Below are 26,139 nucleotides of genomic sequence, written 5' to 3' on the forward strand. Positions count from 1 at the left end.
GTATTATGAAAAAATATATTAGCAGTTTTTTAGTATTAGTTTCGGGATTTGCATTTTCCCAGACTATCCTGAATGCTTCTTCTCCGGAAGAATTCAGAAAAATGAGAGCTGAGAACAAAATGAAAGTAGGAGATACAGTTATCGACAAAAAAGTAAAACCTTTGGAATATGGCTTTGTTGATGAAAAAGATATCCTGAAAAGCATGTTTGTTTGGGAGGTTATTGATATGAATGATAAAATTAATCAGCCTTTCTATTACAATAATCCGGATGGATTATTATCTACTGAAACAAAATCTTTATATAAGCTTTTGCTGGATGGTGCTATGAATGGTGACATCACGGAAGTTTATGATGATGAAAACTTCGTTACGAGACTTACTCCTCAGCAAATCAAAGATAGATTGGTAAGTGTACGTGTTGATGATGAAGCTGTGAATATCCTGAATAGTGGACGTCAATTGACTGAGCAGGAGAAGAAAGAGCTTACCGACGTTTATGAGACAACTACTGAAAAAGTAAAAGTTTTAAAGGTATTCGGAATGTGGTTTATTGATAAGAGAGATGGACAGTTAAAGTACAGACCTCTTGGAATTGCTGCAATGGGTCCGGATCCACAAATGATTGGTAGAGTAGGTCCTGACGGACAGCCTATCGAAGGTGCAAATGATCTTATTGATCTTTTCTGGGTATATTATCCAAATGCAAGAGAGATTCTGGCTAATAACTATGTATACAACAGAAAAAATACATCTGCAGACCTTTCTTTTGATGATCTAATCAATGCAAGAAGATTTTCTTCTGTGATCTTCAAATCATCTACTGGTCTTGGAGATGGAGTTATCAAAGACTATATCCCAAGAGATGCTGATGAGCAAATGGAAGAAAGCGACAGAATTAAAGCGCAGATCCTTCAAATGGAAAATGATATGTGGAATTACTAAGATTTCACTTGATAATTATAGAAAACCTGAGTATTTTTACTCAGGTTTTTTTATTATGAAAAATGTAGATTATATCATTGTAGGAGACGGCTATGCTGCTCTTTTTTTTGCTCACCAGCTTATAAAAAATAACAAATCATTTGTACTGTTTTCGGAGCAAAAAAAGAGTGCTTCTCAAATATCAGCAGGGATTATCAATCCTGTAGTTCTTAAAAAGTTTACAACTTTCTGGAAAGCTCAGGAACAAATAGACTTTTTAAAGCGAACTTTAAATGAGATCGAAAGCTATACCGGACAAAATTATTTAATCAATGCTCCGATCCACAGAATTTTCCATGATGAAAAAGAAAAGGAACTCTGGCTCAAAAAATCGGAAAATGATGAGCTGAAATTTTTTTTAGACAAAAATTTTGATCATTTAAAGGTAGTAAAAAATGACTTTTATACAGGAAAGGTCAATCAGTCGGCGAGACTTGATGTTAATGGATTTTTCGTGGGTCTATTTGGCTTTTTAGAAAATCAAGGGTGCATCATTAAAGAAAAGTTCAAATACTCTGATCTGAATAGTTCTTTAAATACTTATAAAGATTTTAGCTATAAAAATATTTTGTTCTGTGAAGGTATGGGAGTACGACAAAATCCATTTTTTTTAGATATTCCCGTTAATGCTAATAAAGGACATCATATTAAAGTAAACCTCTCTCAGCCAATTCCTCAAAATATTACTATTAAAAAGAAACATTTTCTTTTCCCTCTAAATGAAAAAATATATTTTTATGGAGGAACTTATGATAGAGACCATCTTCATCACGGGATTGATGATTCTGCAGTAGAGCAATTAAAAAAAGGATTGAGTGAGTTTTACCCCTATGATTTTAGTATTATAGAAGCAAACTTCGGTTTGAGACCGACAGTTAAGGACCGCCGCCCCATCATTGGAAAACATTCTAAATTCCAGAATATGTATGTTTTTAATGGGCTTGGAGCAAGGGGAATTCTAAATGGGTGTTATTTTTCAAAAAGCTTATTCGACCATATTGAAAAAAATATTCCTTTACCAGAAGAAGTATCTCTTGAGAGATTTGCGAGCAAATAATTCAAATCATTGTATGACTGTGTGAAATTTCTTATCTTGAGTAAAAGATAAATTATGAACGAGAATATTCTGGGAATTGTTGCGGGAATTCTTACATCTGTTTCTATGATTCCGCAGCTGGTTAAAGTACTAAAAGAGAAAAACGCTGAAGATCTTTCCTGGACTATGATCCTGGTACTCATTTCGGGACTTTCACTGTGGGTATGGTATGGATTTTTAAAAAATGAGCTGCCTATAATACTTTCTAATGCTTTTGCCGTTATTGTCAATGTCATATTGCTTATATGCTGCATGATCTACAAAAAGAAATCATAAAAAACGAACACTTTTGCACAACGCAAAAGTGTTCTCATTTATAGGAATGTGTTTATTTTTTTTAACTAAATTTTTCCCGAAAGACTAATAAGATGCCATTTTTGTACCGGAGGAAATTTTATTTTTTTTATGATGAAATAACACCATATTATAACCTTTTCTCAGAAAAGTCACCTCTCCTCTTATATCAGAATATTGATAATCTGCATCGGAGGCAGTATATTCCGGCAACTCATGACTCTTTTTCAATTCATAAGTTTTTCCGTTTAATCTTACAATGACAGTATTTTGTGTTTCATTAACGGCAACTTCAAGCTGATCTCCAAAATCATTTGTAAAAACGTCTTTCGTAATTTTATCTTTAGGAGCACTTTCTTCTTTACTGAAATTTTCAAGATTTACCTCTTCTTCTTTAGGTTGATGACTACAGGCTGTTGTAATAAATACCATAAAAATGGCGATGATTTGTAGTAGCTTTTTCATAGTATGTGATTTTAGCGCAATTCATTTATGTGGTGTTAATTATCTATAAATGTACAATTAAATTAAGGATAATTTGTTAATTAATTATAAAATATTGATGATAATTAAAGTTGAATAAATAACTCAAAATTTTTATATATCAAAATACGATTTAAATATAATTATATAAACATGATAGATACAGAGATTTTAAAGCGATAATAAATGTTCCTTTTAGTAATAAGTCACTATTTTAACAATTTCATAAATTTTTCATGGTATTTTAAATAAATTATGATTTATTAACGTTTTGACTTGATTTATAATGTTTCAATCTTAAGCAAAATCGATGCCATAGACCTGAAAATATAAATTATTGTTGTGTAAAGTAATGAAAATTAATATTTTAATTCTCAAGTACTGTTTAAGATTGATCAAATTCAGCTAATTTAAAGGAGTGTTAAATATTGTTAATAAACAGAATTATTATAGTTTTTTTCTGACAGTTAATCCTTATAATAGCATACATTTGTGCCTTGAAAATCATGAGAAATTATATAGTGTATTTTTTGACGGCCCTCTTTCTATTATTCGTAGTAGAAAGTAAAATTAATGTCAGAACACTGAATAGTAATTATACTTCTCATTCTTCTCAAAAACTTCCTAAAAGAGCCAATCGGTTAAACCAAACCTATGAAAAACTTTCTATACAGCAAAGCTTCGATGACGTAAGTGATTCTTACTCACTAGAACTTGCAGAAGAAGATTTTCAATTTTCAGATAGTTTACATTCGATTGTAGCATTAGCTTGTGTTTTTACGCTAATATACATTTATGGTTTAGAGAGTTATAAAAAATCAAAGCCTGTCATCCATGGCTTTCTTTCTGACCTTTTCAATATTAAAAGATTCATTCTGGTTCGTTCTATCAGAATTTAAATTTCATTTTCCGATATATTTTCTGCCGTTTTTTGCAGGAAATTATTCTATGTTGTATTGCCGGTAATCATTACATAGTATACACACCTATTACCATTTCCTATTAAAACATTAACGATTTATATAAACTCTAAAATTATGAAAAGAGTTGTCGCAAGCATTGCGCTAAGCAGTCTTTTATTGTTCAGCTGTAACAAGAAAAAAGAAGAGAAAGAAGAAGCTGCAGTTTATCCCGTAACCTCGCCGGTGGTCATGGATACGGTGATTGACAAAGAATATGTAGCTCAGATCAGATCTGTAAAGAACATTGAAGTTCGTGCACAGGAAAAAGGTTTCCTTGAGAAAATTTTTGTGGATGAGGGTCAGTTCGTACATCAGGGACAGACATTATTCAGGATTATGCCCAAATTGTATCAGGCAGAATTGCTGAAAGCCCAGGCAGAAGTTGCCCAGGCTACGATTGAATTGAAAAATGCCAGTACATTGGCTACCAACAACATTGTTTCCAAAAATGAAAGAGCAATGGCTAAGGCAAAGCTTGACGCTGCAAATGCTGAAGCCAAATTAGCCCAGATTCACCTGTCTTTCACAGACATAAAAGCTCCTTTCTCAGGAATTATTGACAGAATCCCATTAAAACTGGGAAGTTTGGTTGATGAAGGAGATCTATTGACTTCTCTTTCAGATAACAATGATGTGTACACTTATTTCAATGTATCAGAACCGGAATATTTAAATTATCAACGAAATGTGGCTTCAAGAGGAAGTAAGCTGGTTGATCTGGTTATGGCGAATGGTGATATATTTCCTCAGAAAGGTGAAGTTCAGACTATTGAAGGAGAATTCGACAGTGAAACAGGAAATATCGCTTTCAGGGCAAAATTTCCAAATCCTGACAAACTCTTAAGAAATGGTGAAACAGGAAAGGTGAAAATGACTTTGCCGCTTAAAAATGCTTTGATTATTCCTCAAAAAGCAACCTATGAAATCCAGGACCAGAAATACGTTTTTGTCGTTGATAAAAATGGGGTGGCGAGATCTAAAAACATCAAAGTGGCCTATGAGCTTCCAGATGTTTATGTAGTGGGCTCAGGATTATCTACCGGAGATAAGATCTTATTGGAAGGAGTACAGAAAGTGAAAGACGATCAGAAAGTTCAGACGAAGTTCCAGGATCCGAAAAAAGTTCTTCATTCATTAAAATTAAAAGCAGAGTAAAATACGATAACTGATAAGCGATAACTGATCATATAAACTGTTCAGATTAATCGTTCATCACTCATCATTAATAATTTATCATTATTTTATGTTTAAGAAATTCATTCGCAGACCTGTTCTGTCTATCGTAATCTCTTTGATTATCGTATTTATGGGAGTTCTATCCTTGCTAAAATTACCCATCACACAGTTTCCCTCTATTTCTCCTCCAAAAGTAAATATTACTGCAGAATATCCGGGAGCTAACAACGAATTGCTGATCAAATCAGTAGTTATTCCATTGGAAAGAGGGTTAAATGGTGTGCCTGGGATGAAATATATGACTTCCGATGCCGGAAACGATGGAGAAGCTTCTATTCAGGTGGTTTTCGATTTGGGAACTGATCCGAACGTAGCAGCCGTAAACGTTCAAAACCGTGTATCTTCGGTTGTAAATAAATTGCCGCCATTGGTAGTTCGTGAAGGGGTGAAAATCACTCGTGAGGAACCAAACATGTTGATGTATATTAACTTGTATAGTGATGATCCTAAGGCCGACCAAAAGTTCCTTTTCAACTACGCAGATATCAACGTGATGTCTGAATTGCGAAGGGTAAGTGGGGTTGGTTTCGCAGATATCCTTGGAACAAGAGAATATGCAATGCGTATCTGGCTGAAGCCTGACCGTCTGACTGCGTACAGCATTTCAGCAGATGAAGTAATGGAGTCTCTGAATCAGCAGAGTTTGGAAGCATCTCCGGGTAAAACGGGAGAAAGCTCAGGTAAAAGATCTCAGTCATTTGAATATATTTTAAAATATCCTGGTCGTTTTAATAATGAAAAAGACTACGGAAATATCATTCTTAAAGCGAAGCCAGACGGAGAATTTATCAGGCTGAAAGATGTTGCAGATATTGAATTTGGCTCTTCGATGTACGATATTTATTCTACATTGAATGGTAAGCCTTCTGCGGCAATCACGGTGAAGCAATCATATGGTTCCAACGCAAGTGACGTTATCAAAAACGTAAAATCTCTGATGGCTGAATTGCAAAAAACTACCTTCCCAAAAGGAATGCATTATGACATCAGTTATGATGTGTCAAGATTTCTGGATGCTTCCATTGAAAAAGTAGTTCATACGCTATTTGAAGCTTTCGTTTTGGTGGCAATTGTAGTATTCCTTTTCTTAGGTGATTGGCGTTCAACATTAATTCCGGCATTGGCGGTGCCTGTATCGTTGGTAGGTACATTTGCTGTTATGTCCGCATTTGGAATTACTTTGAACATGATCTCACTCTTTGCTCTCGTAATGGCAATCGGGGTTGTGGTAGATGACGCGATTGTGGTAATTGAAGCGGTACATGCCAAAATGGAAGAAAAGCATTTATCTCCATTAAAAGCGACAGAAGAAGCGATGCATGAAATCAGCGGAGCGATCATTGCGATCACTTTGGTAATGGCTTCTGTATTTATTCCGATTGCATTTATGTCTGGACCGGTTGGGGTTTTCTATCGTCAGTTCTCCATCACAATGGCTTCTGCGATTATTCTTTCAGGGGTCGTAGCTTTAACGTTGACACCGGCTTTATGTGCTTTAATTTTAAAGAACAACCACGGAAAACCGAAAAGGAGAACGCCGATTACTATTTTCCTGGATAAATTCAATGGGTTATTCACAAAAGGAGCAAATAAATACGAGGGAATGCTTAATAAAACGGTGAAGAAAAAAACAATTACTTTGCCTTTATTATTGGCGTTCTGTGCCTGTACATTCTTCTTAAGTAATTCACTTCCCTCAGGATTTATTCCGGCAGAAGATCAGGGGATGATTTATGCGATTATCCAGACTCCGCCGGGCTCTACACTGGAGAGAACCAACCAGATTGCAAGAGAACTATTAAGAGAATCTGAGGATATCGATGGGGTACAGTCTGTTTCTTCACTAGCAGGATATGAAATCCTGACGGAAGGTACGGGTTCAAACTCAGGAACCTGTCTCATCAATCTTAAAAGTTGGGAAGACCGTAAAGAATCTGCTACAGAAATTATTGAAAAGCTTGAAGAAAAGGCTAAAAATATTCCGGGCGCGAATATTGAATTCTTCCAGCCGCCGTCAATTCCTGGTTATGGTGCAGCAGGTGGTTTCGAACTTCGTCTTTTAGATAAAGCAGGAAGTGGTGATTATCACAAGATGGAGCAGGTAAGTAATGATTTCGTAAGGGAATTAAAAAAACGTCCGGAGCTGGGATCTGCATTTACTTTTTATTCCGCGAGTTTCCCTCAGTATATGCTGAGAGTAGATAACGATCTTGCAGAGCAAAAAGGGGTCACCATTGAAAATGCGATGGATAATTTATCCACATTGATCGGTTCCAACTACGAAACGAGTTTTATCCGCTTTGACAGGCCTTATAAAGTAATTGTTCAGGCGGGGCCGCAGTATCGAGCGTTGCCGAGTGATTTATTAAAGCTTTATGTTAAAAATGACAAAGAACAGATGGTTCCGTATTCAGATTTCATGCATTTGGAAAAGGTATATGGGCTCTCTGAGATCACCAGACATAATATGTACAATTCTGCCGAAGTAAGTGGAACTCCTGCGCCGGGATATAGTTCCGGACAAGCCATTGCAGCCATCAAAGAAGTTGCGGATAAAACACTTCCGAGAGGTTTTGGTATCGATTGGGCGGGGATTTCCAAGGACGAAGTAAGCAGAGGAAACGAAGCAATTTTCATTTTCTTAGTCTGTTTAGGCTTCGTTTACCTGATTCTTTCCGCACAGTATGAAAGTTTTATTCTCCCATTGCCGGTAATTTTATCCTTGCCGACGGGTATTTTCGGAGCTTTCTTATGTTTAAAATTATTAGGATTAGAAAACAACATTTACGCTCAGGTGGCCATGGTCATGTTGATTGGTCTTTTAGGTAAAAATGCCGTATTGATCGTAGAATTTGCCGTACAGAAGAAGGCCGAGGAAGGCATTCCCGTTGCTCAGGCAGCAATAGAAGGAGCGGCGATCCGTTTCCGTCCGATTTTGATGACATCATTTGCATTCATTGCAGGTTTGATTCCATTGGTAATGGCCACAGGACCGGGAGCTGTCGGAAACCGGACTATCGGTACAGCTGCAGCAGGGGGGATGTTAATCGGAACCGTTTTCGGATTAATGATTATCCCTGGATTGTATTACATCTTCGGAACGATTGCTGAAAAGTCGAGACTGGCAAGATATGAAGAAGAAAATCCTTTAACAGAACAAACAGAACCGTACCAACACGATGACAAACATGAAGATTTATAATAAATATATAGCAGCCATCGCCGTATCGCTTGTTTTGGCAAGTTGTAAGGCGCCTATGGCAACCGTAATAAAAGACGAGGTAAAAGAAAATGTACCTCAGAACTTCAATCAGGAAGACCAGGGAGACGCAAGTAATAACAGCGGAACAACACCCTGGAGACAATTTTTTACTGATCCTAATTTAGTAGCATTAATTGAAACTGCGCTAAAGAATAATCAGGAGCTGATGATCACGTTGCAGGAAATAGAAATTGCAAAAAGTGGTGTTTTAGCTAAAAAAGGAAGATTAACGCCTACTGTTTCTGCAGGAATCGGTGCTGGAGTAAAAAAAGCAGGACGCTACACCAGTGAGGGGGCCGGTGATGCCACCACAGAAATCGAACCCGGAAAAGAAATGCCTGATCCGCTGGGAAATTTCGAAGGAGGATTAATGGCCAACTGGGAAGTTGATATTTGGAAAAAGCTGAGAACGGAAAAGGAATCGGCAATAGCCCATTATCTTTCAACGGTAGAAGGAAAGAATTTTGTGCTTTCTAATTTAATTGAAGAAGTTGCGGATAATTATTACGAATTGCTGGCTTTGGATAATCAGCTTGATATTATTCAACAGTATATTAAATTACAGCAAAAAGCGTTGGAAATTTCCAAAATTCAGAAAGAAGCTGCGGCGGCAACTGAGCTGGCTGTGAAAAAGTTTGAAGCTGAATTAGCAAAATCAAAAGCTACAGAATACACCATCCGCCAGGAAATTACTGAAAAAGAAAATGAAATCAATGCGCTGTGTGGACGATATCCGCAGCCTATCATAAGATCAAAAGGAGATTTCATGACGATGATTCCGCAAACGGTGTATACAGGAATTCCTTCACAGCTTTTGGCTAATCGTCCAGATATCAAACAGGCTGAATTGGAATTAAAATCAGCAAAATTAGATGTAGAAGCTGCCAGAAAAGAATTTTATCCTTCACTGGAAATCTCCGCAACATTAGGATTGGAAGCATTTAAGCCTTCTTATCTCGTTAAATTACCGGAATCAATTGCTGCCAGCTTGGTTGGTGAGCTTGCAGGTCCGCTTATTAACAAAAGTGCGATCAAAGCCAATTTTCAAACCGCTGATGCAAGACAGATCCAGTCTTTGTATGAATACGATAAAACCATTCTGAATGCGTATCTGGATGTTGCCAACCTCATGTCTAAAGTAAAGAATATAGATCAGTATTATAAACTGAAGTCTGAAGAAACAAAGGCTTTGGAACAATCAATAGATATAGCGAATCAGTTATTCAGAAACTCAAGGGCAGATTATCTGGAGGTTCTCCTGAACCAAAGAGATGCTCTTGATGCCAAAATGGAACTGGTAGAAGCTAAACAAAAACAGCTGAGTACAGTTGTGGATATTTATAAGAGCTTAGGCGGAGGCTGGAAGTGATTATAAATCTTTAATGTTTTAAAAGAAAAGAGGCTGCCCGAATGGAACAGTCTCTTTTCGATTTAAATTGAAACATTAATTATAAAAAAAAGGTTCATGTAGAACCTTTGTTAATTCACCTGCAGATATGGGGCAGTTACATGTAGATATGGTTATTAGTTTAAAATTAATTAAAAAAACCAACCTTCCTTAAAAGTAATTTCCCTGTTAAAGGAAGGCGGTAAGATTATTGAATCATCATGTTTTTTGTCGGTTATTAGTTTTACCCTGTAGCGTATGTTTTTTAGTTTTGGTTTTTTAAACTTTTCTTTACTGATTCTGAACTCAAAATTATAAGCTTCAGTTCAGATATAAAAATGTTTGTTGTCTCTATTCGTAAATTATGACCACTTAATTTAAAAACAAAATAACTTTAATGTTCTGATTGTCAGTTTTTATATTTGTAAAATAGAAATAGTTCGATATAGAATATTAATTCAAACTTGTTTGAGAAATACCGCTCATTTTTTGTACTTTTGACCAGTCTTATAACCAATTATACTAAGGTGGTCAAAAAAATATTTCTTATACTATGTACTATAGGATTTCAATTCATGCTTGCGCAGGAATTATATAGCGACTATTATCATCTGAGAAAAAAATACGAAGACTTCGCGGAAAATGACAGTAAGGCTTTTCCTTATATTCAGCCATACATCAATAAAGCCAAGAAAGAGAAAAACTATGAAAAATTGGTTCAGGGATATAAGGATGCTGTTTTTTATTCTTTTTTTGACGATCAAAAGCTGAAATATGCAGATAGTATGGTGTGGGCAGCCAATCTTTCCCGGGATAAAGACCTTCTTATTATTGCCCATATTGATAAAGGGGTCATCTACTACTACAATTATAAGAAATACCAGTTGGCGCTTAACGAATATCTCGAGGCCTACCAATATTCAAAAAATACAACAAATGATTATCTTAAATATCAAAATCTCTATCATATCGGTGTAGTTAAAAGTTATTTGGGATATTATGACGAAGCTGCTGAATTATTCGATAAATGTTTGGTTTATTACAGAGAAAAAGCCAGATCAAAACTCCATCCTAACGAAATTTACAACAATAAAAAAGGCTATCTCAACAGTCTTCATCAGCTGATCATCTGTTACAGGCACTCAGGAAAATACAGGGAGTTGGATGCTGCAATCCGGAAAGGGCTTTCAGAAGTAGGCAATAATCCGGAATATGCTCAGGAAAAAGCGTATTTCTTACTCTCAAAAGGTATTGAAGAATATACGAGCAAACAGTATCAGCAGGCTCTATCAGATCTTGCACAATCTCTTCCTTCAATCAGGAATAGCAGAGACTTTGCACGACTTTCAGTTAATTATTTCTTCATAGGAAAAAGTTACCTCGGGCTCGGAGATTCTAAACAGTCCGTTATTTACTTCAACAGGATTGATTCTATTTTCAATAAGCATCAGTTCATTTTACCCGAACTCAGGGAAAATTATGAAATCCTTATCAACTACAGCAAAAAACATAACGATCAGACGCAACAGCTGTATTATACCAGCCAGTTACTGAAAGCCGACAGTATCATGGCGAAAGATTTCAGCTACCTCTCGCCGAAGATCCATAAAGATTACGATACAAAAACACTGCTGGAAGAAAAAAACAAGCTTCAGAAAATCAATTATCTTGTTACGGTAATTATTATTCTTCTCATCATTTGGGCTATTGGTCTTATTATGCTCTTTGCAAAAAAGCAAAAAAAGGCAAAGGAAATAAAGCAGCAATATATTTTGCTTGAAGAGAAATTTGTAAAAGATAATGATGTCGTAGTGCCCAATACTTTAGAAGCACCCAATATTTTCTTAGAAGAGAAGAAAATAAATCTTCACGAAAAAAAGGTCGAAGAACTTCTACGAAAGCTGAAAACATTTGAAAATAAAAAAGGCTTTACTCAAAAAGGACTTACCATTAGTAAATTAGCGGCACAGTTGGGTACTAATTCCAGCTATCTTTCCCAGGTCATCAATGAACATAAAGGTGGAAATTTCAATAAATATCTAAGTCAGCTTCGCATCAACTATATCACCAATTTGTTGTTTGAAGACAAAAAATATCTCAAATATAATATAGAAACCCTCGCCAGAGAATGCGGAATTGCTTCCCGCCAAAACTTCTCCGATCTCTTCTATGAAATCAACGGAATACGCCCTACAGATTTTATAAAAAAAAGAATGCAGGAGATTGAGAACAAGAATAATTAATTTTGATCCTGAATATACATTATTATCATAAAAATTGAAAATACCCGCTTTTCCGATTATCACACCGCCTGAGTCCCGAAGGAACGACCTAAATCAGGATGGGATGGAGTCCTGTCTATCATAATATAATTATGCTAGCTAACGTTAACGGTGGAGAATTCTTTGTTAATGGCCAAAATATGAACGATACATATAAAAGACGATGAAAATGAATAAAATAGTCTGTAGTAGTCTTATTAATTGTAATAATTAGTCGCAATAAAGACACTAAAAATATTATGAATAATAATGAACAGTTGTCTAACAATCAAGATACTTTCAAAGTTATTGTAGATACAGCTTCGGTATTTAAGAATAGTCAAAGTCAAGAATACAAAAGGAATGTTATTAGCAAAGAAGATCCTGATTCATTCACTAAACTTATAATTCATTACAGTAATCTTCCTGATTATAATGAGTTAAATAAATATGCCTTGATAATGGCAGATAAATACAATAGCGGTGATGGATATAATATGGTATAATTGCAATCAATAATAATAACGAATACTATGACATTACAGATTTTGCAAAAATAAATGAAAAAGCAAAAAATGGAGCTTTAAAATACTTGGAAAAAGGAGCTTCATTGAATGATATTAATTGTATGTCTAAATTTCAAAAAATCTATAGAAATGGAATTGGTGTAAAAAAAGATATTAAAAAAGCAGATAAACTCAAGAGAAAAATAGAAGTGTTATAGCTGCAAATTCTTACGTATTCAAGTAAGATTGGACTCCCCGCTAGTGCGAGCGACATTCGTGCCAAGTCAAAAAAAACTACTGCATTTTTTTGCAGTGATTTTCAATTCTATTAAACAATTTATAAAACTCATACAGTAAAAATTCTATTAGCATAGTACTGTCATCATTCATCTTGTTTAATCCTTTTATACCTTCATGTAATTTATTTAAAATAACACGACAAGATTTGACGTAATGTAGAATTAATTTTACATCAAATAAAAGTTAATTCGACATATGCTTTGTGTCAATTATATAATTTTGTTCAATATAAACAATTATCAAAAAGTCGTTTTAAAAAAAATAATATCTTTGCACCCAAGTGTGATAAACTAATAATGTGAAAATTTCAATATGAAAAAATCTTTTTTGCCTTCAGTGCATTATTTATTCTATTTACAACAATCCCAACACAATAAGCTACCATTTACCTGTTTTATGAGCATGTTTTCAGATAGAAATTGACATATTCTTTTGAATGAATACTTATCAGGTCCAGTAATAAAAACTTTATTTACCATATACAATTAAAATTATAATAACTAAGAAATGAAAAAACAACTATTCTTAATAGTCCTGCTATCAAGTGCCTTTTTTTATGCCCAAACTATAAACACCATGACAAGAGATGATGCGGGTGCTTTAACAAATCAAAGTGGATTTTTTCAAACAAGTAATCCTGTCAATTACCCTGGAGGAGGAGGCTGGTGGCATCTCCTTGATGTAAGGCATACTGTCAATAGTATTTTCGCAATGCAGTTTGCAGGGCGTTTTGACGATCAGGATTTATGGTTCAGAAAAGCAAATGGAAATGCTACACAGGACTGGAAAAGAGTACTAATGGAAACAAATGGGGGACTTGTAGAGGTTGGTAAATGGCCTTCAGCAGGGAAGCTTATTGTATACAATAATACAGGTGGAGCCTCGGGATCAAACCAGTTTGAATTAAGAACAAACCTGAGTACCAATACAGATCATTATTTTATGAAAAATATTACTTCCGGAACCGGAACTGAGAATACTACTTTCTCATTACGACATGACGGACAGATGTTTGTAAGCGGCAATACAGGAATTGGAGTTAATACTCCGACAGAGAAGCTTGATGTCTTAGGAAGTCTTCGTACGGGAAGCACCAATTCTACAGAAGGTATTAACGCATTGTCGATTCGTTATGGCAGTGGCTCATTGAACAATTGGGGCTCATTAAGAAGCTCCTCTGCCACGTTTATGAGTTTCGGGGTAAAAGCCGACAATACGGTTTCTAACGGTTGGTTATCCAGCGACGCATCCCTGAACAGCAGACTTGCAATGATAATGGGCAACGGAGGCTTTTCGTTCTTAGCAGCCAATCAGCAAACAACAGCAATCAATTCTGCCGTAACGATGACAGAGGTTATGAAATTGACGCCTGCCGGTAACGCTGCTCTTCAAGGAAAATTTGAAGCCAAAGAAATAAAGGTAACCCTTACTCCAACCGCCGATTTTGTTTTTGAAAATGATTATAATCTCCCAAAACTTGAAGAGGTGGAAAAACACATTAAAGAGAAAAAACACCTTCCGGAAATCGCTTCTGCAAAACAAATGGAAAAAGAAGGAGTAAATGTAGGTGAATTCCAGATTAAACTTCTACAGAAGATTGAAGAGCTTACTTTGTATACGATTGAGCAGAATAAAAGAATCAAGCAACTTAATGAAGAAAATAAGGAGTTAAAATCAAAATTTGATGAGATCACAGACCTTAAAAAACAAGTTCAGCAATTACTATCCACAAAAAAATAAACACTATGAAAAGAAAAATATTATCCCTTTCTTCTTTGTTGATTGGATTTCTGGGATATTCACAAACGGAAGTATATTTTAAATATGATGAAGCAGGAAACCAGAGATACAGAGGAACAAACTCAGCGGGCAAAACGGCATCCACTGAAGTAAAAAAAGTGGAAGAAGCAAAAACAGCAAGCGTCGAAAAACAGCAGCCCTTAATGGATGAGAAATCTTTCTGGAAGCAGATCAGATTATATCCGGTTCCTGTCAATGACTACCTTACTGTAGACTGGACAGAAGAAGTGGATGGCCTTATCGAATCCGTCTCCCTCTATCAGCATAGTACCGTACACTGGAAATTCCAGCAGCAGAATATCCCTGATCTTAACAGGAAATTAAAAATCAACATGACTGGTTATGAATGGGGAGTATATGTAATACGCTTTACGCTAAAAGACGGACGGGCATTCAGTAAAAACATTACCAAACGATAAAAACTTTTAACCACAATAATTATTAATTACAATGAAAATGAAAATATTTTCATCATTTATACTGTCCTTGTGTGCAGTCATGGGCTTTTCACAGACCATTCTGTATCAGACAGAAACAACCACCCGAACGGTTCAGGATCCGCAGACGGTAGTGTTGGCACAGGGATTTCAGGCATCAGGGAGTGTATCGAATCCCTTTGTGGCAAAGATTGGTCCCGGAACGGAAAACCCGGGAGGCGGACCGACGGATTCAAATGCGGGAGCGAATAATCCTTCGGGAACGACAACATCTTCGGCAGACCAAAAATTCCATGATACAAAAGGAAATATTGAGATAACGGGAGCTGGTCAAGTGCAATTTACTTTACCCATTGCATTGCCTCCAGGTGTAAAAACAGTAGCTCCCCAATTAAATCTTATATACTCTAGTGGTAGTGGGAATGGAATTGCAGGATATGGGTGGAGTTTAATGGGGATAACCTCTATTTCCAGAATGGGGAAAAATATTGACAGAGACAAAGAAGCTCGGGAAATTAAAATGGATTATTCAGATTATTATAGCTTGAATGGTCAAAGATTGATTTTGAAATCCGGAGAATATGGCAAAGACGGGGCAGAATATGTCACTGAAAAATATTCAAATATTAAAATTAAGTCAATGGGTACCCGAAATGATATTCAGGGACCTATGCTTTTCCATATAACGTTTGAAGATGGCTCCCAGGCATGGTACGGAGATACCGTATCCAATGATCCGGCACATGTTAGCGCAGGAAGAACTACCATGGAATACAATATGGTAAAATGGATGGATGTTCAAGGTAATTATATTACTTATGAATATGAAAAAAATGCCGTCATAACATCATTAACTGCAACGTCAGGAGAGGTTACAAAAATTAAAACAGTTAAATGGGGAGGGAACGAAAAATTAAATAAACCTCATTTTAATGAAATTCAATTTAGCTATGGTCTGGATAGAACTATTAAAGAACTTTCATATCATCAGGGGTATTATTACACTCAGGATAAACTTTTGACTGAAATAATTGTCAAAGCAAATTCATCTGTTTTTAAAAGTTATAAGATAGCCTATACCAACAATAATACAAACTATCAATTTGTTGATACCATTACCGAAACCAACGCTAATGGAGAATCAGCAAATCCTATCAAATTTGACAGGAAGATTGATAATTCAACAATAAAGTCAAGTACCATTTCTAATAATTTGAATTTAGATAATAAAAATATTTCTGATTTCGATGGAGATGGAAATCTCGATTTATTGTATTATCAGACAGCTACCGATGGTCATTACGAATGTTTGGATTATGACGATTATGGAAATTGTGAGATGCAGGGAGATTATGTGGAACCTACTCTGGCCGGTACATACATTACTTATAACAATTTCTTCGGACCTAATTCGGTGAAAGTTTCAGACCTTAATCTTACCGGTGCATTAGCTATTAATGCCACACTGGTAAATGATAAGATGAGACCTGTGAAGTCGCTGTATACCCATAAAACAGAAACGAATCAAATCAAATTTGATAAGTATGTTCTTGAAAATAGTCAATATATTCTCAGTCAGACTAAAACTGTTCCATCATCATTGTATGACAAAACATATACTCAGCCTAAAGAGCATCCTACAGATGCTTATTATGCAATAAAGTCATACGTTCGGGAGTTCAGAGAAGTGGATGTGAATGGAGATGGTCTTTCGGAGGTTATGTTTTCTGTAGAAAATATGACAACGATGTATCCGGATACAGGTCCTGTTGTAGATCCGGATACAGGGTTAATAGGATTTCCTGATCCAAGTACCAATCAGCCCGAATCTTACTCCCAGTATGATTTTTATATTCTTAACCCAAATACCTCAGTAAATGACGCCTATTTAGTTGGTTCTGGTCCACGAGATCTCTTAAAAGAAGGAATAACGATGGATTTTGAGGGAGATGGTAAAGAAAACCTGATAGAGGTTACAGGTAATTGGGTTAATAGTAATTTCTTTATTGTCAATGAGGAGAATAAATATGTCATGCAAACTAATTATTACGGTTTCAGTGGTGTAAAGGAAGGGATTGTTTTCGGAGATTTCAATGGAGACAGCAAGATGGATTACATGGTCCCTCAGGGTACCGATACATCCAATTGGAAGTTATATATAAACCCAGGCAAAACACTTTCTCCCGGAAGTAGTGCACCAACATTCATAGTACAGGATCTTAATAACTTCTCTTATTATACCAAAGATCCTGTTATCGTTGATAATACCTATCAAAGACAAGTTGCGATCTGGCATTTTGCTAAAGATTTGAATGGAGACGGGAAAAGTGATCTGATTCGATTCGAATCCCAGATTTTTAAAGCTCACAAATGCTGTAAAGACTTAGATTCAAGAAGAGGATTCAAGGTGATGGAATCTGCAGGGGTCGACAGCAACGGGAATATTAAATTTGAAACCAAGTATGAAGAAGATCCGTGGGGAATGTATTCTCAGATCGGAGCACACTGGATTCCGATGAACGTTTCACTACGGATCAATAAGGAAGATAATGTCTTTTTTGTGAAAGTTGATAACCACCTGTCCCGTTACAGCTATTATGATATAAAAAGTAGAGAAAGAATTTATGCCATCAACCAGGGAGGTATAAAAACGGAGATCCAATATAATGAGCTTGATGCAAACGATCCGGCAACAGCTAATTTTTATAAACCAACCACTATCCAAACGTATCCATATGTTCAGGTGGAGCATATGCCACAAAACTTTATTGTTACCCAGCTTAGGGAAGAGGGTAGAAAGCAGGACTTTAAATACCGTGATTTGGTTATTAATCTACATGGTAAGGGAGTTATCGGATACAGGCAGACCGCACGTTCTACATGGTATGCAGATGGTTTTGAAAATACAAAAATATGGTCAGGGGCAGAAATAGATCCGTTAAATGAAGGAGTAACTCTTAAAGAATGGTCTATCAAAACCAATGACGATAATAAGGTTTTTCCTGCCAATATTTCTGAAAACAACACCGAACTTTTAAACTTCAAATCAATAGTATATAAAAAGGATGAATTGTTAAATGGGCAGGTTCTTACAACCACAAATGGGGTAGATAAGGCGAAAATTGTAACGGCAATGCTTCCAATATCCACAATTGCAAAAGAATTCTTAACGGGTACAACCACAGCAAGCACGATTACTTATGGAGATTACTATCTGCCACAGCAGACTGTTTCAAAAGTTAATAACAATTATAGTATAACAACTTCAGTTCTCGGATATAATCATAACCCTGCAGGTGTCGGATCAGATTATTTCATTGGCCGTCTGAAATCAAAGATCGAGACTATCCAGGCCTATGGAGATACAAAAGCAGGAAAAGTAGAATATACTTATGATGGGAATCTGATAAAAACCCAGAAAACATGGAACAGGGATAATACAGGTTATGTTTTAGATACATACGATTATGACGGATTTGGTAATATCGTAAAAACAGTCACCAGCAATAGTATTGATGCATTAACACAGACAATAACTGCTCTATATGATACAAAAGGACGATTTGTTGTAAAGAAAATAGACAATCTTGGACTTGAAACCAATATTGTTTACAACGATTTCGGGCAGATAAAGCTTCAGACTGATCCTTTAGGAAATACCCTTGACAATACCTATGATGCTTGGGGCAAACTTTTAAAATCCAAAACAAATTTAGAAGGTACTACCACTTATCAGTATATAAGAGATTCTAATTCCAATATAACCTTGATCCAATATAATCCTAATGGAAATATAACAAAAAAGTACACCAACAGATTAGGACAGGACTATAAAGTCGTGACTAAAGGTTTTGGCCAGAGCACCTACATTGCCAAATATTCTGTATATGATAAATTAGGAAGAAAAGTCCGTGAAACCGAACCTTACTTTGATCAGGCTACAGAAGAATTACCAAGCGATATTCAGTGGAATGTTAATACCTATGATGATAGTGTTTATCCTACTAAAGTAACCACCACAGGCTTGGCGAAAATAGATGGGCAGGGACTGATCACATCATTTATAGGTAAAAAAATGGAGTCTTACATATCAGGAAATGTAACTTCGGTAAAAGAAGTTAACGGATATGGAAGAATTACAACCAAAACCACTGATGCTTTAGGAAATGTAGTTACTACAACAGATAAAGGAGGAACGATACAATTTTCCTATAATGCAGCAGGAGAGCAAATTAAGGCTCAATATGCTGAGAACATTGTAACAACTAAATATGATACATGGGGTAGAAAATCAGAATTTAATGATCCTTCTAATGGATTATATAAATATGAATATAATGGATTCGGTCAGCCTAAGAAAATAATCAGTCCTAAAGGAACAAAAGAATTTGTTTATAATAATCTGGGGCAGATTATTACTCAAAAAGAACTTTCTACTCTGGATGGAGGGCAGGCAACTGATAAAACCATTACTTATACATATGATAATAAAGGCAGACTTACCTCGAAAAATGGAACCTCTAAAGGAAAGACATACGGCTCGAATACTTCTTTTGATCCGCAAGGAAGGGTAGTCTCATCTTCTGAAAGCAGTAATGACAGATACTTCATTCAAAAAGGAATTACTTATGATGACAAAGGAAGAGTTATTTCCTATGAAAAAAGCTTATACTCATCAGGGGTTCTCACTAAAGTCAATGTGGAAAACGTTTACAGCGAATGGAGTGGGGAATTATATAGGGTAAAGGACAAGAATTCAGGGAAGGTACTATGGGAACTTCAGAATACCAATGCTAAAGGGCAGATCCTTAATGCAAAGTTAGGAGCAGCTGCCATCACAAATACGTATGATAACAGTGGCTTTTTAACAAAAGTGAACCATTCTTCACAGGTTAAAGCTGGAATTCTTGATCTCGGATACACTTTTGATGGAGTTAAGAATGAACTGAAGAGCAGGAGAACAATGGGGGATTTCAATATCATAGAGGAGTTTGATTATGATGACAATAATAGATTGGTGAGCTGGACAAATCCTGTAACCGGAGATAAACCGGCCAATAGAAATGTTTATGATGCCAAAGGACGGATTCTTGAGAATGATCAGGTAGGTACCATAAAATATGAAAACACTGCTAAGATCTATCAGCCAACAGGAATGACACTTAATGCAGCCGGAACCCAGAATTATAACAATGATCTTATACAAAGCATTGTCTACAATGAAAATAATGATCCTGTTTTTATAAATGGTGAAAAAGGTGATGTAGCTTTCCAATATGGGCTTACAAGCATGAGACAAAGAGTTACCTATGGAGGGAATTTTGATGCGGATAAAGATGGGAAATTTACTAAGTTTTACAGTGAAGATGGAAGCTTTGAGGTTATAAAAGACAATACTTCGGGAAAAGAAAAGCATATTCTTTACATTGGAGGAACCCCGTATGAAAGTAATATTATTTACCTGAAAAATTATAATGAGACAGCTGGTAAATATAAATTCTTGCATAAAGATTATTTAGGAAGTATCTTGGCCATTAGTGACGAAGCAGGAAATAAGCTGGAGCAAAGGCATTTCGATGCTTGGGGCAATTTTACACATTTGCAGTTAGGATCAGGGGCAATTATCACAGATAAGAATATAATTGATAATACTTCGTTATTAATAGAAAGAGGATATACCAGCCATGAACATTTTTCAGAAGTAGGTATCATTCATATGAACGGAAGATTGTATGATCCGTTACTGAGAAGATTCTTAAATGCAGATGAAAATATATCGGATCCTACCAATACACAGAATTACAACAAATATGGATATGTAATGAATAATCCGTTGATGTTTAATGATCCGACAGGGGAAGAGCTTGTAACATTATTTTCGATTTCTATGGCCGCTATCGTTAAAGCAATTATTATTGGTGCTGCGATAGGATTGGCGGCATATACGGTAAGTCTTGCTGTAACAGGTAATTTTGACCAGTGGAACTTATTGGGAGCCTTCAAGGCAACCTTTATAGGGGCCGTCTCGGGAGCGGTTACTTTTGGAATAGGAAGTTTATTTTCGGGCGCTGGTGGATGTATTACAACTGCGGCACAGATGATAAAAGAAACTGTTGGGCAGGTAGGATTTGTCATGGTACAAGCGGGAACGCATGCTTTAGCACAAGGAATATTAAGTGCTGTACAGGGAGAAAACTTTTTAACTGCCGCAGCTTCTGGTTTTTTAGGAAGTTTAGGAGCTACTGCTTTTGGAGAGATCGCTAAGGGAGCTGCCAATACTACGGTGGGAACTGTACTCTTTGGAGCACTTTCCGGAGGTATCGGTGCCGAGCTTTCCGGAGGGAATTTCTGGCAGGGCGCTGTAATTGGAGGTGTTGTTGCGGGATTGAATCACGGATTGCATAGAGATGATATTGTTATTAGAAATAAAAAAGGTAAAGAATTAGGAAGAATAGTTACTGATAAAATTGAAAAAAATGTATATTTGGATACAGATGCAGAAATTCCTATTCCTTTAAGTATTAAACTTACTTCATACATGGATGCTGTTGGAATTAATTTTGAGATAAGTGATACCTTTGGTGGTGGTTTACATGGCGGTATCTCTTTGGTTTACTTTAACGCAGGCAAAGATGTAGGAAGTGCGTATCTCTATAAATATGGAGGAGCAACTATGGGGCTGGAAATGAGCTTAGGAGGAGGAACATTTTATTCAAAATATGTTGATAGTAATCAAGCCAACTTTAATGCTTTAGGATATGCCGGTAAATCCTCAGGAATAGCTGGCGGCTTTAAGATTTATGGAGGTTCATATTCATGGGCAAATAGATCTAATGTATACGAATTATATCCAGGAATGAAAAGTCCAACCACATGGAAAACTTTTTCAGCAGGAATTTCAAAAGGAGTAACAGGAGGGAAGATGTCTTGGGCTAATTCTAGTATTTGGAAAAAAGTTTTTTAAGTAATGCGTTATAATATTAAATTTTTATTTTTTTTGATTTTTATTTGTAGTATAGCTAGTCTGTTCTTGTATAATACTTCTTGCAAAAAATGGGTTAATCATAACATTAAATATGGTTTTAATGGTATAATTGTAGGGAAAATTCAAGTTCGGAAAGGTATCATTTCTCATGCTAAAATAAAATTAAAAGAAAAAGACACTTTAGTTTTTTTGAATAATATAGAGAAAGTTGCCATTGGTGATAGTATAAAAAAGTTTGCTAATAGTCCCTTTTATTATTATAAGCATAATGGTTTATGGAATAAGCAAATTTTTGAGACTATAACTAAAGATTTGCAAAGTAGTTTATGCTTTCCGAAAGAGTGGAAAAAAAAATGTACTAAAGAATGGAAAGAAGCGTGCAAGTAAATTAATAATGGTATTAAATATATTGCGAATAAAGATTACTATATTTGGAGATTTTATTTATGCTTTTTTGGATGTAATATTTATAGTCATACAAACGAGTATAAATAATTTAGAAATTATAAATCCTCAATTGAGCGAGCGTCTCACTCGTGCTAAGTCAAAACAAAACCACTGCATTTTTTGCAGTGGTTTTTCAATTCCAATTAAAGAATTTCTTTAAAACTTATATAAAGAATAAAATGATTTATATAACATTGTAAATCAAACGATTAATTTTCGTTTTCCGTAAAATAATAAAATAAAAATATATATTTGTACGGTAACTTAAAACATAAATATGAAAAACACGAAAAGCTCTGTAAGCGAAACAGGACACTCCAAAAACATCGCTAACCTTCAGGATCTCATCTCTTTTTGTACAGCCTATGGCGACAAATACAATCCCGTAAAAGAAGAATTAAAAATCTCCAGCCTTGAAGCACTCTATGAAGATGCTCTCTTAAAATTGAACGAAGCCCAAACTAAAAAAACGCTGTTTGATAATGCCACTAACCAGCGCGCCGAAGTTTTTAAAGAATTGAATCCGCTGGCGACAAAAGTTGTTAATGCATTGGCTGTCTCAGAAACAAATCCTCTAATGCTCAGCAATGCCAAATCCTACAACAAAAAACTACAGGGAAGAACAAAAGCAAAAACAGAAGCAGAGAAGTCAGGTGAAGAAACCGAAAATCCAACAAGAACTATCTCGACTTCCCAACAAAGCTACGACAGCAAGATCAATCATTTCTCCAATTTAATTCATGTGCTGGAACAAAGTGCAGCCTATAATCCGAATGAAGAAGAATTAAAGATCATTGCCTTACAGGATAAGTTGGCAGACATGAAAGGCAAGAACACGACTCTTATTCATGCCAACACAGAATATTCTAATGCAAGGTTATCCAGAGATCAGGTATTGTATAATAATCTTACAGGCCTTTGTCAGATTGCAAAGGAAGTAAAGCAGTATGTAAAATCAGTTTTCGGAGCCACAAGCCCTCAGTACAAACAGATTTCATCCTTGCTTTTTGTAAAAAGAAAGCGGTAATTCAACTCTTTATTCATTTTGATTAACATCGGTCACTTCGAGTAGATTTTGAAGAAGTTGTATCGGGAAGTTACACTATCTGTCGGAAGTACACTAGGTTTTCAATACATTTTCACAGCTTCACTACAAAAAATACGAATAGACGGACAAACATTTGTATTGTATAATTAACGCGCACGTCACTTCGAGTAGATTTTTGAAAAAAATCATATCGAGAAGTTTGTGAGTGTAGGGGCAAATTTCGTCCTCAATATTAAATAAACTCCTTTATGAAACAATTTTCATAAAGGAGTTTTAGTTTTTCACAATGTAGGTAAATCTTTTTCCAATGTATAAATAAAAACAAGCAATGTAGTTTTGGATAAAACCGGTGTAAAAGTAAAATTTCGTAATGTTATTTTATCTTTTAGCAATGTTAAAAGAGATGTAGATGATGTTGAGTAATATATTATCAATGTAAAAGTATACATGAGCATGGTTGTTTAATATATTAGCTGTGTAAAAGTAAATATGACCGATGTTGTTTTAGATATTTGCATGGTCGAACAAGATTCTTACGATGTAAAAATATTTTCTTTCAATAATATTTATGAATTTTAGATTGTAAATTAAATTTTTTCTCAGGCTGTCGATTATTTCAATACCTTAGAAATTCAAAACAAGACCATCGTGAAAGCTATTTAAAGTTGTTAAACAATATCTTATACAATTAAAAGTGATTGTCCGCAATGTGTTATAATTAAAAAAGTTGTTGTATTCTTTGCTGAGTAAAACGCCTTTGCGAACTTAAAAGCGGTTAGCATTAAAAAAAATACTTAGCGATCTTTGCGTTAATGAAATATTATGATTAATAACAAATAATCAAATTAAAAAATAACCAAATCCGGAATTTCCATGAAAAAACTCATCTTCATCATAGTAGGAATTATTATTCTCCTCATTATTATTGTTTTAATCAAAACATTTACTTATCCCTTTAAAAAAGTTAATGCCAATACTTCCAGCGGATGGAAAATGGTAAAAGATGACTCAGCCATTCAAAGGCTGTCAGGCGGACTGAAAATCCCGTCGGTTTCATCTGGTGAACTGGGAGAATTTAATTACTCACCCTTCGATACCATTAAAGAATATTTAAAAGCTTCTTATCCCCTCATTTATCAGAATACAGAATTTGTCGAAGTAAATACTTACGGTTTGGTATTCCGACTGAAAGGCAGCAATCCTTCCCTTAATCCCATCTTGTTCCTTTCCCACACCGATGTCGTTCCTCCCGGAGATGCTGAGGTGAAAGATAAAAGTGAAAATATTTTCAGACCTGATGATAAGCCTTTGCCTACCGTATCAGAAGTCTCCGAAGAATGGGATTTCGGGCCCTTCTCTGGCGCAGTAGCCAATGGAAGGATCTATGGAAGAGGCTCCACCGATATGAAAGGAATGCTCTTCTCTCTTCTGGAATCGATGAATAACTTAATTAAAACAAAACATACCCCTCAGAGAGATATCTACCTCGCCTTCGGATTTGACGAGGAAGTGAGCGGACAACAAGGCGCTGTGAAAATAGCTGAGTACTTTAAAAATAAAAATATTGAGTTTGATGCAGTATATGACGAAGGTGGTTTAATTCTTGAAAAGGGGAGTGTCAATGGAATCAACTCAGATGTCGCCGTGATCGGGTGTGCAGAAAAAGGTTTCCTTTCTGTTAAAATAAAAGTCAAAGGTCTCGGTGGACATTCCTCAATGCCTCCCACAGAAAGCGCCATCGGAAAAGCGGCGATCATCATGCAGCGTCTTGAAAAAGACCAGATGAAGCCAGTAATTACGCCACTAATCAATCAGTTCTTCACCAACGTTGGCGGATCAATGTCTTTCGTTAACAGGATGGCTATCGCTAACCAATGGCTATTGAAGCCCGTCCTTCTTTCCCAGCTCACCAAAAATAATTCCACCAATGCGTTGGTACGTACCACGACCGCCCTCACCATGATGAAAGGCAGTGATGCTCCCAACGTCCTTTCTCCCGAAGTGGAATTTGTAGTTAATTTCAGGCTGCTTCCCGGGAATACCGTAAAAGACGTCAAACAGCATATTGCCGAAGCCACCAAAGGATTTGATGTCGAAATAGAAGAAATTGATACTGTCAAAGAAGCTTCTGCCGTTTCCTCAACCAATACAAAGGGCTTTAGATTAATAGAATCTGCCATTAAAGAAATTTATCCATCGGCGATTGCTACCCCTTACCTTACCGTTGGTGCAACAGATGCGTACAAATATCAGATTGTCAGCAAAAATATCTACCGGTTCATGCCCATCAAAATAAACAACGCCGAAAAACAATCCATCCACAGCACCAACGAATATCTCAGCATCGAAAACTACATGAAGATGATCCACTACTTTGAACACATCATGAGAAACTATGATAAACAATAGATGATGGATAATAAGCAATGAGCAATGAGCAATAAGTAATGAGCAATAAGCAATAAGTAGTGAATGATAAATAATAAATAACACAGATAGTATTAGCAATATGTCATCCTGAGCGCGTAGCAGTCGAAGGATCTCCCAACATTAAACACTCTAAAACCGACATAGGAATCTGAAGCGTTAAGAAAATTAATGATACGAACGTAAAGAAAATTCTACTGTTTGAGCGCGGTCAGATTTTAACCC

The 26,139-nt window shown here is 35.8% G+C and carries 16 protein-coding genes; 15 read left to right on the forward strand and 1 reads right to left on the reverse strand.

Going from position 1 to position 26,139, the window contains the following annotated elements; translation table 11 throughout:
- The first annotated feature begins 5 nt into the window (after nt 1-5).
- Genes porN through BMW64_RS12655 form a run of 3 tightly spaced genes read left to right on the forward strand, consistent with a single transcriptional unit; the run spans nt 6 to nt 2,355 of the window.
- The gene (gene porN / locus BMW64_RS12645; RefSeq protein ID WP_090000319.1) at nt 6-944 is read left to right on the forward strand and encodes a type IX secretion system ring subunit PorN/GldN; all 939 of its coding nucleotides are present in this window, start codon (nt 6-8) and stop codon (nt 942-944) included.
- Nucleotides 945-999: 55 nt separating this feature from the next.
- Nucleotides 1,000-2,040: an NAD(P)/FAD-dependent oxidoreductase gene (locus tag BMW64_RS12650; RefSeq protein WP_090000441.1), complete on the forward strand. Its 1,041-nt coding sequence runs from the start codon at nt 1,000-1,002 to the stop codon at nt 2,038-2,040.
- A gap of 54 nt (nt 2,041-2,094) precedes the next feature.
- Complete coding sequence (locus BMW64_RS12655; RefSeq protein WP_090000320.1) at nt 2,095-2,355, forward strand: SemiSWEET transporter; 261 nt, start codon at nt 2,095-2,097, stop codon at nt 2,353-2,355.
- 84 nt (nt 2,356-2,439) lie between these two features.
- Here the strand turns inward: BMW64_RS12655 and BMW64_RS12660 are convergent, their stop codons facing one another.
- Nucleotides 2,440-2,838 carry a hypothetical protein gene (locus tag BMW64_RS12660; protein WP_090000321.1) on the reverse strand — a complete coding sequence of 133 codons (399 nt, stop codon included), beginning with the start codon at nt 2,836-2,838 and terminating at the stop codon, nt 2,440-2,442.
- A gap of 539 nt (nt 2,839-3,377) precedes the next feature.
- Here BMW64_RS12660 and BMW64_RS12665 point away from each other — a divergent pair.
- The 12 genes from BMW64_RS12665 to BMW64_RS12720 all read left to right on the forward strand — a co-directional run bounded on the left by BMW64_RS12665 (nt 3,378) and on the right by BMW64_RS12720 (nt 25,896).
- Complete coding sequence (locus BMW64_RS12665) at nt 3,378-3,755, forward strand: hypothetical protein (protein ID WP_228400921.1); 378 nt, start codon at nt 3,378-3,380, stop codon at nt 3,753-3,755.
- A 138-nt stretch (nt 3,756-3,893) separates the two neighbouring features.
- Entirely contained in the window at nt 3,894-4,973 is a 1,080-nt protein-coding gene (locus tag BMW64_RS12670) for an efflux RND transporter periplasmic adaptor subunit (RefSeq protein ID WP_090000323.1), read from the forward strand.
- Nucleotides 4,974-5,061: 88 nt separating this feature from the next.
- The gene (locus tag BMW64_RS12675) at nt 5,062-8,256 is read left to right on the forward strand and encodes an efflux RND transporter permease subunit (protein ID WP_090000324.1); all 3,195 of its coding nucleotides are present in this window, start codon (nt 5,062-5,064) and stop codon (nt 8,254-8,256) included.
- Nucleotides 8,243-9,685, forward strand: coding sequence for a TolC family protein (locus BMW64_RS12680; RefSeq protein WP_177175286.1), 1,443 nt, complete (start codon nt 8,243-8,245; stop codon nt 9,683-9,685). The genes BMW64_RS12675 and BMW64_RS12680 overlap by 14 nt, the downstream gene beginning before the upstream one ends.
- A gap of 593 nt (nt 9,686-10,278) precedes the next feature.
- On the forward strand, nt 10,279-11,946 hold the full coding sequence (locus BMW64_RS12685) for a helix-turn-helix domain-containing protein (protein ID WP_090000326.1): 1,668 nt from the start codon (nt 10,279-10,281) through the stop codon (nt 11,944-11,946).
- A gap of 278 nt (nt 11,947-12,224) precedes the next feature.
- Nucleotides 12,225-12,470 (forward strand): hypothetical protein, encoded by a 246-nt coding sequence (locus tag BMW64_RS12690; protein ID WP_090000327.1) that lies wholly within the window; start codon nt 12,225-12,227, stop codon nt 12,468-12,470.
- Nucleotides 12,471-13,277: 807 nt separating this feature from the next.
- Nucleotides 13,278-14,510: a hypothetical protein gene (locus BMW64_RS20920; protein ID WP_228400918.1), complete on the forward strand. Its 1,233-nt coding sequence runs from the start codon at nt 13,278-13,280 to the stop codon at nt 14,508-14,510.
- A 5-nt stretch (nt 14,511-14,515) separates the two neighbouring features.
- Complete coding sequence (locus BMW64_RS12700; RefSeq protein ID WP_090000328.1) at nt 14,516-14,989, forward strand: hypothetical protein; 474 nt, start codon at nt 14,516-14,518, stop codon at nt 14,987-14,989.
- Nucleotides 14,990-15,026: 37 nt separating this feature from the next.
- Nucleotides 15,027-21,971 (forward strand): RHS repeat-associated core domain-containing protein, encoded by a 6,945-nt coding sequence (locus BMW64_RS12705; RefSeq protein ID WP_177175287.1) that lies wholly within the window; start codon nt 15,027-15,029, stop codon nt 21,969-21,971.
- 3 nt (nt 21,972-21,974) lie between these two features.
- Nucleotides 21,975-22,379: a hypothetical protein gene (locus BMW64_RS12710; protein ID WP_090000330.1), complete on the forward strand. Its 405-nt coding sequence runs from the start codon at nt 21,975-21,977 to the stop codon at nt 22,377-22,379.
- 337 nt (nt 22,380-22,716) lie between these two features.
- Nucleotides 22,717-23,466: a hypothetical protein gene (locus tag BMW64_RS12715; protein ID WP_090000331.1), complete on the forward strand. Its 750-nt coding sequence runs from the start codon at nt 22,717-22,719 to the stop codon at nt 23,464-23,466.
- An 894-nt stretch (nt 23,467-24,360) separates the two neighbouring features.
- Entirely contained in the window at nt 24,361-25,896 is a 1,536-nt protein-coding gene (locus tag BMW64_RS12720) for a M20/M25/M40 family metallo-hydrolase (RefSeq protein WP_090000332.1), read from the forward strand.
- The last annotated feature ends 243 nt before the right edge of the window (nt 25,897-26,139 follow it).

Source organism: Chryseobacterium taichungense (assembly GCF_900109935.1).
GTDB classification, from domain to species: Bacteria; Bacteroidota; Bacteroidia; order Flavobacteriales; family Weeksellaceae; genus Chryseobacterium; species Chryseobacterium taichungense.

Bases quoted from the DNA above. Each gene is read 5' to 3' on its own strand.
- BMW64_RS12680 (WP_177175286.1), top strand. From the start codon at position 8,243: ATGAAGATTTATAATAAATATATAGCAGCCATCGCCGTATCGCTTGTT.
- porN (WP_090000319.1), top strand. From the start codon at position 6: ATGAAAAAATATATTAGCAGTTTTTTAGTATTAGTTTCGGGATTTGCA.
- BMW64_RS12660 (WP_090000321.1), bottom strand. From the start codon at position 2,838: ATGAAAAAGCTACTACAAATCATCGCCATTTTTATGGTATTTATTACA.
- BMW64_RS20920 (WP_228400918.1), top strand. From the start codon at position 13,278: ATGAAAAAACAACTATTCTTAATAGTCCTGCTATCAAGTGCCTTTTTT.
- BMW64_RS12690 (WP_090000327.1), top strand. From the start codon at position 12,225: ATGAATAATAATGAACAGTTGTCTAACAATCAAGATACTTTCAAAGTT.
- BMW64_RS12675 (WP_090000324.1), top strand. From the start codon at position 5,062: ATGTTTAAGAAATTCATTCGCAGACCTGTTCTGTCTATCGTAATCTCT.
- BMW64_RS12655 (WP_090000320.1), top strand. From the start codon at position 2,095: ATGAACGAGAATATTCTGGGAATTGTTGCGGGAATTCTTACATCTGTT.
- BMW64_RS12715 (WP_090000331.1), top strand. From the start codon at position 22,717: ATGAAAAACACGAAAAGCTCTGTAAGCGAAACAGGACACTCCAAAAAC.
- BMW64_RS12650 (WP_090000441.1), top strand. From the start codon at position 1,000: ATGAAAAATGTAGATTATATCATTGTAGGAGACGGCTATGCTGCTCTT.
- BMW64_RS12705 (WP_177175287.1), top strand. From the start codon at position 15,027: ATGAAAATATTTTCATCATTTATACTGTCCTTGTGTGCAGTCATGGGC.
- BMW64_RS12670 (WP_090000323.1), top strand. From the start codon at position 3,894: ATGAAAAGAGTTGTCGCAAGCATTGCGCTAAGCAGTCTTTTATTGTTC.
- BMW64_RS12700 (WP_090000328.1), top strand. From the start codon at position 14,516: ATGAAAAGAAAAATATTATCCCTTTCTTCTTTGTTGATTGGATTTCTG.
- BMW64_RS12685 (WP_090000326.1), top strand. From the start codon at position 10,279: ATGCTTGCGCAGGAATTATATAGCGACTATTATCATCTGAGAAAAAAA.
- BMW64_RS12720 (WP_090000332.1), top strand. From the start codon at position 24,361: ATGAAAAAACTCATCTTCATCATAGTAGGAATTATTATTCTCCTCATT.
- BMW64_RS12710 (WP_090000330.1), top strand. From the start codon at position 21,975: ATGCGTTATAATATTAAATTTTTATTTTTTTTGATTTTTATTTGTAGT.